The 15,429-nt window shown below is 70.3% G+C and carries 18 protein-coding genes; 5 read left to right on the top strand and 13 right to left on the bottom strand.

What is annotated here, in order from left to right; translation table 11 throughout:
• Nucleotides 1-14: 14 nt before the first annotated feature.
• From ACWA7K_RS17540 to ACWA7K_RS17505, 8 genes are all read right to left on the bottom strand, one after another.
• On the bottom strand, nt 15-533 hold the full coding sequence (locus tag ACWA7K_RS17540) for a c-type cytochrome (RefSeq protein ID WP_456162697.1): 519 nt from the start codon (nt 531-533) through the stop codon (nt 15-17).
• 59 nt (nt 534-592) lie between these two features.
• Nucleotides 593-1,078 carry a c-type cytochrome gene (locus ACWA7K_RS17535; protein ID WP_456162695.1) on the bottom strand — a complete coding sequence of 162 codons (486 nt, stop codon included), beginning with the start codon at nt 1,076-1,078 and terminating at the stop codon, nt 593-595.
• Nucleotides 1,075-1,608 (bottom strand): methylamine dehydrogenase light chain, encoded by a 534-nt coding sequence (locus ACWA7K_RS17530; RefSeq protein ID WP_456162693.1) that lies wholly within the window; start codon nt 1,606-1,608, stop codon nt 1,075-1,077. The genes ACWA7K_RS17535 and ACWA7K_RS17530 overlap by 4 nt, the downstream gene beginning before the upstream one ends.
• Before the next feature lie 33 nt (nt 1,609-1,641).
• Nucleotides 1,642-2,298 carry a methylamine dehydrogenase accessory protein MauD gene (mauD, locus tag ACWA7K_RS17525; protein WP_456162691.1) on the bottom strand — a complete coding sequence of 219 codons (657 nt, stop codon included), beginning with the start codon at nt 2,296-2,298 and terminating at the stop codon, nt 1,642-1,644.
• On the bottom strand, nt 2,295-2,876 hold the full coding sequence (locus ACWA7K_RS17520) for a MauE/DoxX family redox-associated membrane protein (protein ID WP_456162689.1): 582 nt from the start codon (nt 2,874-2,876) through the stop codon (nt 2,295-2,297). The genes mauD and ACWA7K_RS17520 overlap by 4 nt, the downstream gene beginning before the upstream one ends.
• A gap of 10 nt (nt 2,877-2,886) precedes the next feature.
• The gene (locus ACWA7K_RS17515; protein WP_456162687.1) at nt 2,887-4,116 is read right to left on the bottom strand and encodes an amine dehydrogenase large subunit; all 1,230 of its coding nucleotides are present in this window, start codon (nt 4,114-4,116) and stop codon (nt 2,887-2,889) included.
• 472 nt (nt 4,117-4,588) lie between these two features.
• The gene (locus ACWA7K_RS17510) at nt 4,589-5,557 is read right to left on the bottom strand and encodes a helix-turn-helix domain-containing protein (RefSeq protein WP_456162685.1); all 969 of its coding nucleotides are present in this window, start codon (nt 5,555-5,557) and stop codon (nt 4,589-4,591) included.
• A gap of 181 nt (nt 5,558-5,738) precedes the next feature.
• A complete protein-coding gene (locus tag ACWA7K_RS17505) occupies nt 5,739-6,482 on the bottom strand; it encodes an aspartate/glutamate racemase family protein (RefSeq protein WP_456162683.1) in 744 nt (247 codons plus the stop codon).
• Between the two features lie 245 nt (nt 6,483-6,727).
• On the opposite strand from ACWA7K_RS17505, the gene ACWA7K_RS17500 reads away from it, so the two are divergent.
• From ACWA7K_RS17500 to ACWA7K_RS17480, 5 genes are read left to right on the top strand one after another with little or no spacing between them, the layout of a single operon-like run.
• The gene (locus tag ACWA7K_RS17500; protein WP_456162681.1) at nt 6,728-7,744 is read left to right on the top strand and encodes an ABC transporter ATP-binding protein; all 1,017 of its coding nucleotides are present in this window, start codon (nt 6,728-6,730) and stop codon (nt 7,742-7,744) included.
• A 44-nt stretch (nt 7,745-7,788) separates the two neighbouring features.
• Entirely contained in the window at nt 7,789-9,111 is a 1,323-nt protein-coding gene (locus ACWA7K_RS17495; RefSeq protein ID WP_456162679.1) for an ABC transporter substrate-binding protein, read from the top strand.
• Nucleotides 9,112-9,138: 27 nt separating this feature from the next.
• On the top strand, nt 9,139-10,029 hold the full coding sequence (locus ACWA7K_RS17490) for an ABC transporter permease (protein WP_456162677.1): 891 nt from the start codon (nt 9,139-9,141) through the stop codon (nt 10,027-10,029).
• A 2-nt stretch (nt 10,030-10,031) separates the two neighbouring features.
• Nucleotides 10,032-10,925, top strand: coding sequence for an ABC transporter permease (locus ACWA7K_RS17485; RefSeq protein WP_456162675.1), 894 nt, complete (start codon nt 10,032-10,034; stop codon nt 10,923-10,925).
• A 20-nt stretch (nt 10,926-10,945) separates the two neighbouring features.
• Nucleotides 10,946-11,668: a GntR family transcriptional regulator gene (locus ACWA7K_RS17480; RefSeq protein WP_456162673.1), complete on the top strand. Its 723-nt coding sequence runs from the start codon at nt 10,946-10,948 to the stop codon at nt 11,666-11,668.
• Between the two features lie 13 nt (nt 11,669-11,681).
• Here the strand turns inward: ACWA7K_RS17480 and ACWA7K_RS17475 are convergent, their stop codons facing one another.
• The 5 genes from ACWA7K_RS17475 to ACWA7K_RS17455 form a co-directional block, all read right to left on the bottom strand.
• Nucleotides 11,682-11,876, bottom strand: a complete 195-nt coding sequence (locus ACWA7K_RS17475; RefSeq protein WP_456162671.1) for a YgaP family membrane protein — start codon at nt 11,874-11,876, stop codon at nt 11,682-11,684.
• A 118-nt stretch (nt 11,877-11,994) separates the two neighbouring features.
• Nucleotides 11,995-12,708, bottom strand: a complete 714-nt coding sequence (locus tag ACWA7K_RS17470; RefSeq protein WP_456162670.1) for an ABC transporter ATP-binding protein — start codon at nt 12,706-12,708, stop codon at nt 11,995-11,997.
• 1 nt (nt 12,709) lies between these two features.
• Nucleotides 12,710-13,477, bottom strand: coding sequence for an ABC transporter ATP-binding protein (locus ACWA7K_RS17465; protein WP_456168862.1), 768 nt, complete (start codon nt 13,475-13,477; stop codon nt 12,710-12,712).
• A gap of 14 nt (nt 13,478-13,491) precedes the next feature.
• The gene (locus ACWA7K_RS17460; RefSeq protein WP_456162669.1) at nt 13,492-14,535 is read right to left on the bottom strand and encodes a branched-chain amino acid ABC transporter permease; all 1,044 of its coding nucleotides are present in this window, start codon (nt 14,533-14,535) and stop codon (nt 13,492-13,494) included.
• A 4-nt stretch (nt 14,536-14,539) separates the two neighbouring features.
• Nucleotides 14,540-15,421 (bottom strand): branched-chain amino acid ABC transporter permease, encoded by an 882-nt coding sequence (locus tag ACWA7K_RS17455; RefSeq protein ID WP_456162668.1) that lies wholly within the window; start codon nt 15,419-15,421, stop codon nt 14,540-14,542.
• Between the last annotated feature and the right edge of the window lie 8 nt (nt 15,422-15,429).

The raw sequence follows: 15,429 nt of genomic DNA, 5'->3' as shown, positions 1-15,429 counted from the left end.
TTCAGGACGCCGCTTCAGTACACCGACAGCCCCTGCGCCTTCAGCCGCTGGATGATGTCGGCGCGCCGCGCGGCCACGTCGACCGGGCGCTGGCTGCGCCAGCGCGCCACTTCCTCGGCGGTGTAGGGCCGCCAGCCGGGCGGCGTGGTGGTGGCCGAGAACTGGCCGACCAGCCAGGTCGTGACCGCCGCGATCTGCGCGTCGCTGAGGCCGGCGTTGTTGACGCCCGGCACCTGCACCAGGAAGCCGCGCCCTTCGGGCAGGTGCTGGAACAGGCCGACGGCACCGCGCATGTCGGGCACGCCCTGGTCCGGATGGCCACTGCCGTCCATGCCGTGACAGCCGGCGCAGTGCACGACGAACAGGTTGCGCGCGCCCTGCACCGGCGCGGTCGCCGGCCCGTCGAAGCGGATGCCGTTGGCCAGCGCCAGCGGGCGAGGCGGGACGCTCGCGGCGATGGTCGGCCCGGCCAGGGTCAGCGCGAGCAGGGCCGCCGCGAGCCCGGTCGGCAAGGGTCTTGAGCGGTGGGTCATGCGCACCTCGAACGTTCTCGGCAAGGCTGGTACAGGACGGCCGAAACAGGACGGCCGATTCAATCGCCCAGCACGCCGCGCCGCAACTGCCGCGTGCGGGCCGGGTCGCCGGGCGCTGCCCGCAGCGGGGCGAACTCGGCCGCCTGGTAGGGCGCGCGGCCGGCGTCGCCCTGCAGCGTGGCCAGGTGGGTCGCGATGGCCGCGAGCGAGGCGTCGTCCAGCGCGGCGGCGAAGGTCGGCATCGAGCCGACCACCGTCTGGCCGTTCACCTTGATCATGCCGGCCATGCCCTTGAGCAGCACCGTCGGCAGGTAGTCGCGCCGCGCGGCCAGCGCGGTCCAGTGCGGCCCCTTCAGGGCTGGCGCCAGACCGAGCGTGCCGCTGCCGTCGGCCTGGTGGCAGGCGGCGCAGTGCGTGGCGTAGAGGGCTGCGCCGTCCGGCGTTCCTTCTGCGGCCAGCGCTGGCGCCGCCAGCGTTGCCAGCGCGACCCGCCACGCCAGCGTCGCCAGCCGCCCGGCGCCACGTGTGCCGAGCGCCCTCTTCACGAGGCCAGCCCCACGATCACCGAGGTCGTGCAATGGAACATCGGGCTGGTGTTGGACATGCACCAGTTGATGTCGTTGTGCACGCCCAGGCGGTAGCCCGGACGCTCGCGCTCGTTGTTGTTGCAGATGCACTGGCCGCAGGCGCTCTTGCCGCAGCAGTCGTTGTAGGACACCAGGTAGTGGCGGTTGTCGTTGGGGTTCAGGCAGGTGCCGACCCACGACACCTTCGACGCCTCGGTGCCCGGCGGGCATTGCGTCAGCGAGCCGCCGCAGCAGGTGCAGAGGTAGCCGTCGAAGGCGCAGTAGCGCCAGTACTCGCATTTCTCCGGGTTGTTCGGATCGGGCTTGGGCGTGGCCGCCTGGGCACTGCCGAACTGGCCGCTGCGGTCGAACGGCAGCATCGGCAGCACGGCACCGCCGACCAGCGCCACGCCGAGCTTGCCGACCAGGCTGCGCCGGCCGTGCGACTGCGCGACGCGGCGCATCCGACGCTCGCTCAGGCGGTCGAACCAATCGAGGAAGAGGGACATCACGGGGCTCCTTCGCGGGTGTCGGGACGGGGGTCAGGTCTGGGGTTGGGCATGGGCGTGGGAATGTGCATGGGCGTGCGCGTGTGCATGGCCCTTCGCCAGTTCGGCGTCGCCACCGAGGTACTGCTGGATCGAGGCCTGGCCCATGTCGTGCGCGTTCAGCAGGCTGTCGAGCTGCTCGCGGTTGTTGACCAGGCCCTTGGCGACGACCGTGCCGCGCGGGTCCAGCACGACCGCATAGGGCAGGCGCGAGACCTTGTAGGCCATGCCCAGCTCCTGCGACAGCACGTAGGGGAAGTCGGTCAGGCCCTGATCGCGGATGAACTGCAGGTGGCTGGCGGCCTCGCCGTCGCTGGCCAGCACCACGCGCAGGCGGTTCTTCTCGTCACGCCGCAGCGACTTCAGCACCGGCAGCAGCTTCTTGCAGACCGGGCAGGTCGGCGACAGGAAGAACACCAGCGACGGCGTGGCCGACGGCATGCCGACCTCGACCCGTTCGGACTGGATGCCGGTCAGCTCGAACATCGGCGAGGCCGAGCCGACGGCGGGGCCCGAGTCGGTGACCAGCGCGCCCATCGGCGCGACCCGTTCGAACAGCACGCCGACCTGGCGCGACAGGGCCCAGACCAGCACCGCCAGCGCGATGACGGCGGCCCACAGCAGGACGATGGAGACGGTGAGAGCGCTCATGGATGACTCCGGAAAAGAGGTGACTGGGCAGCAGCCGCCGCAGCGGCCGAATGGCGCAGCAGCTGGTGCAGCGCGACATGGAGGACACAGGCCAGCGCCAGCCCGGCCAGCGCGGTGGCGACATCGGCCAGGCCGATCTCGCGCGACAGCGACGGCAGGGCGGCCAGGCCGCAAAGGCCGATCAGCACGGCATTGCGCGCGACCAGGGCCCAGGACAGCGGCAGCGGCGTGCCACCGCAACCGCAGTCCAGCACCCGGCCGTGCAGCCGGTGCCAGGCCATCGCGCCGGCATACAGCGCCAGCAGCGCGGCGGCCAGCGCGGCGGCCTCGGCCCGCCACGGTGTGACCAGGCCGGCGGCGGCCAGCGCCTCCAGCAGCGGCAGGCCGATCGTGGCGAACGGCAGCAGCGCATCGGGCACGCCGTAGGCGGCCAGGTGCTGCTCGAACAGGCTGCGGTCCGTCAGCTTGGCGGCCGCCGCATGCACGAACAGGATCACCAGCGCGCCGCAGGCCAGCATCAGCCAGAGCGGGTCGATCGGGCCGATCAGCACGGGCCAGTCGAGGGTTGGGGCTTGCATCGCCGCGCCCTCAGTCGTGCGATTCGAGCTGCGTGATGGTCTCGCCGACCGCCGCCAGCTTGGCCAGCGTGCGGGTCGTGCGGCCGTCCTTCCAGCCCATCACGTGCAGCGTGTTGGTGGCGCCGTCCAGCACGTGCAGGCGCTGGCCGTTGGCCGAGAAGGTCATCGCGATGGCCATGTTGCCGGGCAGCGAAGGCAGGCGCTTGCCGGTCGCCAGGTCCAGCACGAACAGCTTCTCGGCCGGCAGCTTGTGCGAGCCCTCACCGCCCTTGCTGTGCATGCCGGTGACGAGGTAGCGCCCGCCCGGATCGACCGCCGCGACCTGGTAGCCACCCGGCCGCCAGCCGGCCTTGCGTTCGGCCGGCGTGGCGATCAGGTCGTGCGTGGCCCTGACCTGCGCGACCGCGCCGCCCAGGTCCAGCTCGGTCACCTTGCCCTGGAAGGACACGTACCAGTAGCGGTCACCGACCCGCTCGGCGTTGTGGAACCACGCATCGGCGTCGGCGTCGAACAGCTTGGCGCTGACCTGCCGGTCGGCCGGCTTGCCCGACTCGTCCAGCGTGATCGTCGCCATCGTGCCGTCGCCGCACAGGGTCGAGAAACGGCTCGGGTGGCTGGCCGCCGGCAATGCGCCCCAGCAGCCCGGCGTCGGCACCTCGGCGGCGACGCTGCGGGTCTGCAGGTCGACGACGGTGACCGACGTGGCCGGCGTCGCGTTCTGCACGAACACGAAGCGGCCGTTGGCGCTGGTCGACACCAGCCAGCGGTAGTTCAGCGCCTGCGCCCGCTTGGCCGGCAGCAGCACCTCGTACTGGAAGGCCAGGTTGTCGGCGCCGTAGACCTCCAGCACGTCGGCCCGTTCGCCGCGGTAGGAGCGGCTCAGGTGCGTGGTCGCCACGTACAGCTCGTCGCGCTTCGGGCTGAGCGCCATGTTGCCGACGTAGGCCGTGCTGATCATGCCGAGGAAGCGCCCGCTGATCGCGTCGAGCACGCGGATGCGGCCGTCGCTGATGTGGCTGATGGCGAGGTCGATGACATAGACGCGCTGGCCGTGTTTCGCGTCGATGCGCGACAGCGTGGTCAGCGGCGGATCGGGCTGCAGCGGCTCGGGCACGGCGCGGGCCTTGCCGGCCTGCGCGTGGGCGCCGGTGACGGTCGCCAGGGCCAGCAGGCCCGTGGCGGCCAGGCGGCGCCAGGAGATCGGGCCGGACAGGCGTCCGGCCGGAAGGAAGGTCGTCATGGGCTGACTCCAGGTTCCAGGTGCGTTGACGAGGCGTTCACGCCGGCATCGACGGGAGGGGTCGACGCGGCATGGGGGCATCTTGGTCAGGCGCCGGGAGCGGGCGTGAGCCGGATTCGGCAAGGCGTTTGCCGGCCGCCACGCGCGGGTTGGGGTGGAGGCGGGCGGAAAGGGTTGCAGGCAGGTTCGGAGCGGGCTGGCAGGGGCGGGAATTGCCCGAGGGAAGCGGGGTGGGGTTGCCGAATCTGGCTATCGGGGTTGGAGCGAGCCCGGCGTGGATGCGGCAGGCACGACACCCCTCACCCTACCCTCTCCCGCAAGGGGAGAGGGCTTCTTGCCCCGTGTTGATCGATCAAACGACCACCGGCGCCGTGATGCCTCCCTCTCCCCTTGCGGGAGAGGGACCGAGGGTGAGGGGTCTCGTGCTCAACGCACCCGCCGATGAGCCACGCCAGACGCGTTCTCTCCAGCGTCAATGCAACGCCGCCCTCGCCCTCGCCACCGTCTCCGACGGCTTCTCCCCGAACAGCGCGCGGTACTCCGCCGCGAAGCGCGACAGGTGCCAGAAGCCCCAGCGGGCCGCGCTGTCGGCGACCGGCTCGGCGCTGCCGCGCAGCAGTTCGCGGCGCACGCCGTTCAGGCGCAGCGCGCGCAGGTAGCTGACGGGGCTGAGCTGCAGCACCGCCTCGAAGCTGTATTGCAGGGTCCGGCGTGACACCCCGAGCGCGGCGCACAGCGTGGGGACGTCGATGGGCTCGTGCGCGTGGGCGCGCATCCAGGCCCGCGCCTCGCGCACCACCCGTTCGCGGCTGGCCGCCGTCGCGGGCGGCTCCTGGCCGGTCTGGGGCAGGCGGATGCGCGCCAGCAGCAGGTCGCAGGCGGTCTGCACCAGCGCGCGGCGCATGGCCATGTGCTGCAGCAGGCCGGGGCTCTCGCGCACGGTGCGCAGCGTGTCGAGCAGCAGCGCGCGCAGTTCGGCCTGTTGCGGGTCGTGGCCGTGCAGGCCGCGCAGCGGCAGGTCGTCGACCGCGACGGCGATGCCGCTGACCTGGCTGGCGTGCGCGGCCAGCGCCTGGCGGTCGATGTCCAGCGCCAGCACGTCGAAGGCGCCGTGCGTGACCAGGTCGAACTCGCCATCGGCGATCACCGCGTAGCCGCCGTCCGGTCGCAGCGCATGGCCGCAGATGCGGCTCTCGGCCTCGTCGGACAGGGCCACCGCCAGCGTCAGCGTGCCGGGCCGGGGCAGGCCCTGCTGGACCAGCGCGCGCGAGGTCTGCTCGCGGAACAGCTGCACCGGGCCGATGCGCAGTTCCTCGATGCGGCCCTCGAAGCGGCCGCCGGAGATCTGTTCGTAGCGCTGGTCCCACAGGGCCAGGCTGGCGGCGTGCTCGTGCACGTCGCGGGTCTCGTGGATCGCGTGGTCCAGGGTGTGCGATGGCATCGCCGTCCTCCTCGCCTTGCAGCCCTCTGCGCACTTCCTTCCGGCGAGTCACCTGCACGCCGGTGGTGGCGTTGCGGTGGCTTCTGCGCGGGTCGAAAAGAATCGCACAAGCCGTCGGCCTGCGCATGTCGCCGGACTCGGGACTTGCCCGGATGCCCGCATGCCGGCCCGGCGGCGCGCCTCACCAGCCCAGCGGTGCGGCCCAGCCGACGTAGGTCTTGGGCAGCGGGCGGGCGTAGTCGCCGTGGGAACTGGTGCGCAGGCCCAGGCCGATCAGGGCCTCGCTGAACTTGACGGCCGCCGCGACGCCGTCGATCACCGGCACGCCCAGGCGCTGGCTCAGTTCGGCGCACAGCGCGGCCATGCCGGCGCAGCCCAGCACGATCGCGCCGCTGCGGTCGCGCGCCAGGGCCTCGCGCGCGGCCGCCTCAATCGCGTCGACGCAGCCGGCGCCGCCGTCCTCCAGCGCCAGCACCGGGATGTCGGTGCCATGCACGCCCCGGCAGCGCGGCTCGAAGCCGTATTTCTGGACCAGGTGTTCGGCGATCACGCAGGTTCGCGTCATCGTCGTGACGACCGAGAAGCCGGTCGCCAGGAAGCTGGCGGCGTGGAAGGCCGCCTCGGCGATGCCCAGCACCGGCGCGCCGGAGACCTCGCGCGCGGCGTCCAGCCCGGGATCGCCGAAACAGGCGATGACGATGCCGTCCGGCGGCGCGGCCACGCCCGGGCCGGCGTGCAGCTTGACCTGCTCGGCGACGCCGGCGGCGGCCACCGTCTCGTCGAAGTGGCCCTCGATCGACAGCGGCCCGAAGCTGGGGCTGACGGCCTCGATGCGGGTGCCGGCCGACGCCACGGCGCGCGCGGCGGCGGCGATGCCCTCGGTCATCGGCCGCGAGGTGTTGGGGTTGACGATCAGCAGCTTCATGGTTTTCCAGTCTCCGGTGTCGCTTGGATTGCATACAAACTATGCACAAGCTTGGGTCGTCGCGCCACATCCGGAGGCGGTCGCGCACCGACAGCGGGCCTGTTCCGGCGTGACGGGTGGCACGGCCCAGGCCCGGCCCGAACGTTGCAAGAGGCACGCCGGCCGTGTCGGTGCCGTTCCGGTCGTCGCGACCCCCGAGCGGGTTGTTCGCCGAACTGGCACACGCATTGCATACAAAGCCCGCCATGAGCACACGCACCGACCTGGAGCTGATCCACCTGGTGAAGGACTACGGCCAGTCGCTGGCCGTCGCCGGGATCGACCTGAAGATCGCCGCCGGCAGCTACTGCTGTCTGCTCGGACCGTCTGGCTGCGGCAAGACCTCGACGCTGCGCATGATTGCCGGCCACGAGGAACCGACCGAAGGCTCGATCGTGCTGGGCGGGCGCGAGATCACGCACCTGCCGCCGTCCGAACGTGGCACGGCCATGATGTTCCAGAGCTATGCGCTGTTCCCGCACCTGAGCGTGCTGGACAACGTCGCCTTCAGCGAGCGCATGAAGGGCACCGCCCGGCCCGAGCGCGAGGCCCGCGCGATGGAGCTGCTCAAGCTGGTCCACATGGAACCGTATGCGCAGCGCCTGCCGGCCGCGCTGTCGGGCGGCCAGCAGCAGCGCGTGGCGCTGGCGCGCGCGCTGATGCTCAAGCCGCAGGTGCTGCTGCTCGACGAGCCGCTGTCGGCGCTCGACCCCTTCCTGCGCGTGAAGATGCGCGCCGAGCTCAAGCGCTGGCACCGCGAGCTGGGCATGAGCTTCGTGCACGTCACGCACAGCCAGGAAGAGGCGATGGCACTCGCCGATCTGGTGGTGGTGATGAACCAGGGCCGCATCGAGCAGGCCGGCAGCGCGCGCGACGTGTTCGAGCGTCCGCGCACCGAGTTCGTGGCCCGCTTCATCGGCGCACACAACATCATCGAGACGCCCGCCGGCAAGGTGGCGGTGCGTTGCGACCGCCTCAACCTGGTCGCCCCCGACCCTGGCGAGACCGCCGTGACGGTCGCCGCGATCGAGTACCAGGGCGCGCAGGTGCAGGTCCATCTGGTGGCCGATTCCGAGCGCGCCAGCGACGACCCCGAGACCGACAACCCGGCCCGCTGGGTCGCGGTGCTCGGCGATACCCAGTTCCACGCCGCGCCCTTCGAGCCCGGCCAGCGCGTCGCGATGCGCTGGTGGGCCCAGGACGCCCACGGGCTCATGGCCTGAGCCACCCCTCGTTCCCTCCCCCGTCCTCAACCTGGAGAACTCCGATGAACGCTGACCGTGATCCCGCTCTCGACACGACCCCTGCCACCGGCTCGGCGGAGACGCCCAGCACCGGCGCCAGCCGCCGCGGCTTCCTGAAGACCGCCGGTGCCGCCGGCGTCGCCGCCACCGGCATCACCGGCTTCCCCTTCGTGCACGCACAGGAAAAGATCGTGCTGCGCTACCTGGGCACGGCGGTGAACCAGGACAAGGCCATCGCCGACAAGTTCGAGGCCGACACCGGCATCAAGATCCAGTACATCCCCGTCACGACCGACGACGTGACCAAGCGCGCGGTCACCGCGCCCAACAGCTTTGACCTGATCGACACCGAGTACTTCTCGCTCAAGAAGATCGTGCCGACCGGCAACCTGCTGGGCATCGACGTCAAGCGCATCAAGAACGCCGACAAGATCACCACGCTGTTCACCAAGGGTGAAGTCGGCGGCAAGAAGGTCGGTGACCAGGGCACGGCGCCCAAGAAGGTCATGTACCTCGAAGGCGGCAAGAGCACGAAGTTCTCGGCCACGCCGACCGGCTTCATGACGCTGATCCCGACGGTCTACAACGCCGACACGCTGGGCATCCGCCCCGACCTGATCAAGCGCCCGATCAACTCGTGGGCCGAGCTGCTGAACCCCGAGTTCAAGGGCAAGGCCGCGATCCTGAACATCCCGTCGATCGGCATCATGGACGCGGCGATGGTGGTCGAGGCGATGGGCCTCTACAAGTATCCCGACAAGGGGAACATGACCAAGAAGGAGATCGACCTCACCATCAAGACGCTGATCGAGGCCAAGAAGGCCGGCCAGTTCCGCTCGCTGTGGAAGGACTTCAACGAGTCGGTCAACCTGATGGCCTCGGGCGAGGTGGTGATCCAGTCGATGTGGTCGCCGGCCGTGACCGCCGTGCGCACCAAGGGCATCGACTGCACCTTCCAGCCGCTCAAGGAAGGCTATCGCGCCTGGGCCGCCGGCTTCGGCGTGCCCAAGACCGTGTCGGGCCGCAAGGCCGATGGCGTCTATGAATTCATCAACTGGTTCCTCGACGGCTGGGCCGGTGCCTACCTGAACCGCCAGGGCTACTACAGCGCCGTGCTGGAGACCGCCAAGGCCAAGATGGAAGCCTACGAGTGGGCCTACTGGATGGAAGGCAAGCCCGCCACGCAGGACATCAAGAGCCCCAACGGCGACCTGCTGGCCAAGGCCGGCTCGGTCCGCGACGGCGGCAGCTACGAGGCCCGCATGGGCGGCATCGCCTGCTGGAACGCGGTCATGGACGAGAACGCGTACATGGTCCAGAAGTGGAACGAGTTCGTCGCGGCCTGACCCCGTGAACCGATCGGCTTGAACGAGATGACACGAACACCTTCCAAACGATCGCTGGTCGCCTGGCTGCAGGCGGCGCCTCTGGCGGCGGTGTTCGTCGTCTTCTTCGTCGTGCCGCTGGCGCTCATCCTGATGGTGAGCTTCTGGCAGGCGACCGAGTACGAGCTGATCCCGGCCTTCATCGCGCAGAGCTACGTCGACGTGTTCACCGGCTGTCCGGTGACACCCGACGGCGACCTGTGCGTGACCTTCAAGACCTACCTGTCGACGCTGAAGTTCGGCGTGCTGACGTGGCTGGTCACCGGCGTGCTGGGCACCACGCTGGCGTATTTCCTGGCCTTCCACGTGCGCAGCCTGACGATGCAGATGGTGCTGTTCATCGTCTGCACCGTGCCGTTCTGGACCAGCAACGTCATCCGCATGATCTCGTGGGTGCCGCTGCTGGGCCGCAACGGGCTGGTCAACCAGAGCCTGCAGGCGGCCGGCCTGATCGACGCGCCTCTGGAGTGGCTGCTGTTCTCGGATTTCTCGGTGGTGCTCGCCTTCGTGCACCTCTACACGATGTTCATGATCGTGCCGGTCTTCAACACCATGATGCGGATCGACCGCAGCCTGATCGAGGCCGCGCGCGACAACGGCGCGACGCCCTGGCAGACGATCTGGCACGTGGTGCTGCCGCTGTCGCGCACCGGCCTGATCATCGGCTCGATCTTCGTGCTGGCGCTGGTGATGGGCGACTTCGTCACCGTCGGCGTGATGGGCGGCCAGCAGATCGCCTCGGTCGGCAAGGTGATCCAGGTGCAGGCCAGCTACCTGCAGTTCCCGATGGCTGCGGCCAACGCGGTGATCCTGCTGGCGGTGGTGCTGATGATGATCGCCACGCTGATGCGGCTGGTGAACCTGCGCAAGGAGCTGTGACGATGGCACGTACCCTGAGCCGCACCGTCCGCCGCAAGCGACCTGCCAGCTTCTACGCGCTGGCAACGGTGTTCGCGCTGTTCGTCGTCTTCCTCTACGGCCCGATGCTCGCGATCTTCGTGCTGAGCTTCCAGGGCCCCGAGGGCGGCCTGACCTTCCCGATGCGCGGCGTGTCGCTGCACTGGTTCGAGAAGCTGTGGGAAGGCATCGGCGTGGTCGACATCGGCGCGGCGTTCCGGCGCTCGCTCGGCCTGGGTGCGACGGTGATGGTGCTGACCGTCGTGCTGTCGCTGCTGGCCGGCCTGGCCTACCGCAAGAAGCTGCCCGGCGGCACGCCGCTGTTCTACGTCGTCGTGGCCAGCCTGATCATGCCGTCCATCATCGTCTCGCTCGGCGTCGGGCTGGAGTTCCGGCTGCTGGATGCGGGCGTGAAGGCCGCGCTGGAGCGCTGGTCGCCCGAGGCGGCCGAGACCTTCGCGACGCTGCTGGGCATGTACACCTCCGGCCTGGGCGCGCAGCTGACCTGGACGCTGCCCTTCGGCCTGCTGATCATGTTCGCGGTCTTCAACCGCTTCAACCCGGCCTACGAGGAAGCCGCCCGCGACCTGGGCGCGACGCCGTGGCAGACGCTGCGCCACGTGGTGCTGCCGCTGATCGGCCCGAGCCTGGTCGGCGTCGGCATGTTCGGCTTCACGCTCAGCTGGGACGAGATCGCGCGCAGCTCGCAGGCGATGGGCGACCTCAACACGCTGCCGCTGGAACTGCAGGGCCTGACGACCACGGTGACCACGCCGGTGATCTACGCGCTCGGCACGGTCACGACCGTGGTGTCCTTCCTGGTGATGGGCGTCACGCTGGCGGTCGTGGCGCTGTGGCGGCGTCGCGCGGCGGGCTGATTCGGTCATCATCGCGCCCGATGCCCGCGATCCGACGCCCCTCAGCCCCTGCCCCCAACCCGCCCGAGCCGACCGCCACGCAGCGGGTCTACGACGGCATCTACACGGCCATCCTCGAACACCGGCTGACACCCGGGATGCGGCTGCGCGAGGCCGAGCTGGCGACCAGCTTCGCGGTCTCGCGCACCGTCATCCGCCAGGCCCTGAACCGGCTGGCGCAGGACCAGGTGATCGAGCTGCACCACAACCGTGGCGCGCAGGTGCCGCAGCCCAGCCGCGACGAGGCCGGGCATGTGTTCGACGCCCGCCGCGTCGTCGAGGGCGAGATCGCGCGTCGGCTGGCCGGCCGGCTCGATGCCGCCCAGGTGGCCCATCTGCGCGAGCTGGTGCAGGCCGAGACCGACGCCGATGCGCGCGGCGACCGGCCGGCCGCCATCCGGCTGTCGGGGCAGTTCCACCGCGCGCTGGCGCAGATGTGCGGCAACCCCGTGTTCGTGCGCCTGCTCGACGAGCTGCTGCCCAGCACGTCGATCCTGATGGCGCTCTACCAGCGCCCCGGCCAGCCGGCCTGCGTGGCGCACCGCCACATCGAGCTGATCGAGGCCCTGACGGGCAGCGGCGCCAGCGCCGCCGGCGAGATGCGCCGCCACCTGCAGGAGCTGGAGCGTTCGCTGGTCAGCCCGTCATCGACCGCCGCCGCGCCGCTGCGCGACATCTTCGCGGCCTATCGCGACCCGGCCTGAGCCGGGCTGGCGCTCAGTTCTTCATCGGGCAGGTGTTCAGGCCGATGATGCTGTAGAGCGGGCAGCTGCTCATCAGGCCGGTGGCCAGCGGCACCAGGCCGATCCAGCCCCAGGCACCGACCTTGCCGGTGAGCGCCAGGGCGACCAGCACGAGGCCGGCGACGATGCGGAGGATGCGGTCGATGCCGCCGACATTGGTCTTGAACATGGTGGAGTCCTCGGTTGCTTCCGGCACCGTGCCGGCATGCGTTGCAGTGTGCGCGTGATGTCGGTCACGATCTGTGACCACGGTCACACAAGGGCTGCAGCGGGCGCACGCCGCGTCCTCAGACACCCAGGTAGCGCGCCAGCTCCGGATCCTCGGCCACTGCCGCGCTGCGTCCGGACAGCACCACCTGGCCCTTCTGCAGCACCAGCGCCTGATCGCTGCGCGCCAGCACCTTGCGCCAGTCGCGGTCGACGATCAGCGTGGCGATGCCGCTGGCGCGGATCTCGCCGATGACGCGCCAGATCTCGGCCACGATCAGCGGCGCCAGGCCTTCGGTGGCCTCGTCCAGGATGATCAGCTCGGGGTGCGTCATCAGCGCCCGGCCGATCGACAGCATCTGCTGCTCGCCGCCCGACAGCTGGTTGCCCATGTTGGACAGCCGCTCCTGCAGGCGCGGGAAGGTCGCCATGACCCGCTCGAAGGTCCAGTCGCTGCGACCGTCGCGGCCGCGACGCGCGGCCATCACAAGGTTCTCGCGCACGCTGAGGTTCGGGAACACGCCGCGCCCTTCCGGCACGTAGGCCACGCCCAGCCGCGCGGCGGCATGGGGCCGGGCCTTCGACATGTCCTGGCCGAACAGCGAGATATGGCCGTCGCGCTGCTGCACATGGCCCAGCAGCGTGCGGATCAGCGTGCTCTTGCCCATGCCGTTGCGGCCCAGCAGGCCGACGGTCTCGCCGCGCGCGATCTGCAGGCTGACGCCGTGCAGCACGTGGCTGGAGCCATACCAGGCCTGCAGGTCGCGGGCATCGAGGATCAGTTCGCCGGACATCTCAGTGCCCTCCCAGATAGGCCGCCTGCACGCCGGCATCGGCGCGCACCGCATCGGGCGTGTCGCTGGCGATGACCGCGCCGTTGACCATCACGGTGATGCGGTCGGCGATGCGGAACACCGCGTCCATGTCGTGTTCGACCAGCAGGATCGCGTGGCCCGGCCGCAGCGCGGCCAGCAGCGCCAGCATGCGTTCGGTCTCCTCGGCGCCCATGCCCGCCAGCGGCTCGTCGAGCAGCAGCACCTGCGGCCCCGTGGCCAGACACATGGCGATCTCCAGCTGGCGCTTCTGGCCGTGCGAGAGCAGGCCGGCGGTGCGGTCCAGCAGGCCCGACAGGCCGGCCTGTTCGGCGGCGGCCAGCGCGGCCTCGCGGCTGGGCCGGCAGGCCTGCGCGTCCTGCCACCAGGCCCACGGCTTCGGCGTGCGGGCCTGCGCAGCGAGGCGGCAGTTCTCGAACACGCTGAAGGTCGGGTAGATCGTGTTGCGCTGGTAGCTGCGGCCCAGGCCGGCCCGCGCGCGGCGCGGCTGGCTCCAGCGTGTCACGTCCTGGCCGAGCAGCTCGACGCCGCCATCGGACGGCGGGATCTCGCCCGACAGCAGGTTGATCAGCGTGGACTTGCCCGCGCCGTTGGTGCCGATCACCGCATGCACCTGGCCGCGGCGCAGGTCCAGCGAGACGCCGTCTACGGCCACCAGGCCACCCCAGCGGCGGGTCAGCTTCAGGCCGCGCAGCAGCACCTCGCCGGGCGCGCGCGTGTCGTCGTTCATGCTTGCAGGCGTGCTCATCGCGCAGCCCCTCCTTCGACTCGGCGGGCGCCGCTCAGGCGTCCGTCCAGGCGTTCGCGGATCTGTGCCGGCACGCCCACCAGGCCACGCGGCAGCAGCGCGACGCTGGCGATGATGGTCAGCCCCAGGCCCAGGTGCCAGTGCTTGGCGTAGGCGCCGAAGATGGCCTCGGACTTGAAGAACTCCTGCAGCAGCGCGAAGGCGAAGGCGCCGATCAGCGCGCCGCGCAACCGGCCCAGGCCGCCGAGGATGATCATGATCAGCACCGCGCCGGACATGTGCCAGCTCAGCAGCTCGGGGTTGACGTAGCCGTCCTTGACGCCGAAGAGGAAGCCGGCCAGGCCGGCCATCGCGCCCGACACGCCGAAGGCGGCGAGCTTGTACGGGTAGGTCGCGTAGCCGGTCGCGCGCATGCGCTGCTCGTTGACCTTGATGCCCGCCAGCGCCCGGCCGAAGCGCGAGCGCAGCAGCACGGCCAGGAAGACATGCACGGCCAGCAGGCAGGCCAGCGTGAAGCCGTAGAAGGCCTTGGGCTTGTCGAGGTCCAGCCAGACCGAACCCCCGACCGCCAGCACCGGCTTGATGTAGAGGTAGATGCCGTCGGTGCCGCCGCCCAGCGGCGTGTCGTGCACGATGTAGTAGGCCATCTGCGCGAAGGCCAGCGTGACCATGATGAAGTACACGCCCTGCGTGCGCAGCGACAGCGCACCCACGGCCAGCGCATAGGCACCGGCCGCCAGCAGGCTCAGCGGCAGCAGCGCGAGCAGCGCCGGCGTGTCGCCCTGCGGCGCCGCCAGCACGGCCGCATAGGCGCCGATGCCGAAGAACGCGGCCTGCCCGAAACACACCAGGCCGGTCGAGCCGACCAGCAGCTCCAGGCTCAGTGCCAGCACGGCATACACCATGATCTTGGTGACCAGGTCGATGCCATAGCCCCCGGCCACCAGCGGATAGGCCGCCAGCAGCGCATAGGCCAGCAGCTCGAAGCCGATCGCCGCACGCGGGCGCGACGGCCCGGCTTGTTGAATCGTGTCGTTCATGGGGTCAGCCCGCCTTGAAGAGACCGCTGGGTTTCCACAGCAGGATCAGCGCCATCAGCACGTAGACCAGCACGCCGGCCGCCTGCGGGAACACCACCTTGCCGAAGGTGTCGACCACGCCGATCAGCAGCGACGCCAGCAGCGCGCCGCGGATCGAGCCGATGCCGCCGATCACGACGACCACGAAGCAGATGATCAGCACCGAGTTGCCCATGCCCGGGTAGACCGACGACACCGGCGCGGCCACCATGCCGGCCAGCACGGCAATCGCGACACCGGCGGCGAACACGACGCGGTAGAGGAACTGGATGTCGATGCCCAGCGACTGCACCATCTCGCGGTTGCTGCTGCCCGCGCGGATCATCATGCCCAGCCGGGTGCGCGTGAACACGAGGTACATGCCCAGCGCCAGCAGCAGGCAGACCGCCGAGATGAAGAGCCGGTAGACCGGGTAGGTCATCAGCTCGCCCAGCGGCAGGGTGCCCGCCAGCAGCTCGGGCGGCTGCACGCCGTGCACGTCGTCACCGACGGTCAGGCTGCGCAGTTCCTCGAACACCAGGATCAGGCCGTAGGTCATCAGCACCTGCTGCAGATGCTCGCGTTCGTAGAGGTAGCTGAAGAAGACCCACTCCAGCAGATAGCCCAGCAGCACCGACAGCACCAGGCCACACACCAGCGTGGCGAAGAAGCCGCCGCCGAAGGTGCGCTCGACGATCGGCGCCAGCGCATAGGCCATGTAGGCGCCGATCATGTAGAAGCTGCCGTGCGCCAGGTTGATGACGCCCATGATCCCGAAGATCAGCGTCAGCCCCGAGGCGACCAGGAACAGCAGCAGCCCGTACTGCAACGAGTTCAGGCACTGGATGAGGAAGGTGGCGAGGTCCATGGCGGAAT

It is taken from the genome of Leptothrix mechoopdaensis (SeqCode), assembly GCF_053893855.1.
This window is presented reverse-complemented; position numbering and strand designations above follow the sequence as displayed.

Coding starts and splice junctions, on each gene's coding strand:
- ACWA7K_RS17540 (WP_456162697.1), bottom strand. CDS start 533: ATGACCCACCGCTCAAGACCCTTGCCGACCGGGCTCGCGGCGGCCCTG.
- ACWA7K_RS17530 (WP_456162693.1), bottom strand. CDS start 1,608: ATGTCCCTCTTCCTCGATTGGTTCGACCGCCTGAGCGAGCGTCGGATG.
- mauD (WP_456162691.1), bottom strand. CDS start 2,298: ATGAGCGCTCTCACCGTCTCCATCGTCCTGCTGTGGGCCGCCGTCATC.
- ACWA7K_RS17520 (WP_456162689.1), bottom strand. CDS start 2,876: ATGCAAGCCCCAACCCTCGACTGGCCCGTGCTGATCGGCCCGATCGAC.
- ACWA7K_RS17515 (WP_456162687.1), bottom strand. CDS start 4,116: ATGACGACCTTCCTTCCGGCCGGACGCCTGTCCGGCCCGATCTCCTGG.
- ACWA7K_RS17510 (WP_456162685.1), bottom strand. CDS start 5,557: ATGCCATCGCACACCCTGGACCACGCGATCCACGAGACCCGCGACGTG.
- ACWA7K_RS17505 (WP_456162683.1), bottom strand. CDS start 6,482: ATGAAGCTGCTGATCGTCAACCCCAACACCTCGCGGCCGATGACCGAG.
- ACWA7K_RS17500 (WP_456162681.1), top strand. CDS start 6,728: ATGAGCACACGCACCGACCTGGAGCTGATCCACCTGGTGAAGGACTAC.
- ACWA7K_RS17495 (WP_456162679.1), top strand. CDS start 7,789: ATGAACGCTGACCGTGATCCCGCTCTCGACACGACCCCTGCCACCGGC.
- ACWA7K_RS17490 (WP_456162677.1), top strand. CDS start 9,139: ATGACACGAACACCTTCCAAACGATCGCTGGTCGCCTGGCTGCAGGCG.
- ACWA7K_RS17485 (WP_456162675.1), top strand. CDS start 10,032: ATGGCACGTACCCTGAGCCGCACCGTCCGCCGCAAGCGACCTGCCAGC.
- ACWA7K_RS17480 (WP_456162673.1), top strand. CDS start 10,946: ATGCCCGCGATCCGACGCCCCTCAGCCCCTGCCCCCAACCCGCCCGAG.
- ACWA7K_RS17475 (WP_456162671.1), bottom strand. CDS start 11,876: ATGTTCAAGACCAATGTCGGCGGCATCGACCGCATCCTCCGCATCGTC.
- ACWA7K_RS17470 (WP_456162670.1), bottom strand. CDS start 12,708: ATGTCCGGCGAACTGATCCTCGATGCCCGCGACCTGCAGGCCTGGTAT.
- ACWA7K_RS17465 (WP_456168862.1), bottom strand. CDS start 13,477: ATGAACGACGACACGCGCGCGCCCGGCGAGGTGCTGCTGCGCGGCCTG.
- ACWA7K_RS17460 (WP_456162669.1), bottom strand. CDS start 14,535: ATGAACGACACGATTCAACAAGCCGGGCCGTCGCGCCCGCGTGCGGCG.
- ACWA7K_RS17455 (WP_456162668.1), bottom strand. CDS start 15,421: ATGGACCTCGCCACCTTCCTCATCCAGTGCCTGAACTCGTTGCAGTAC.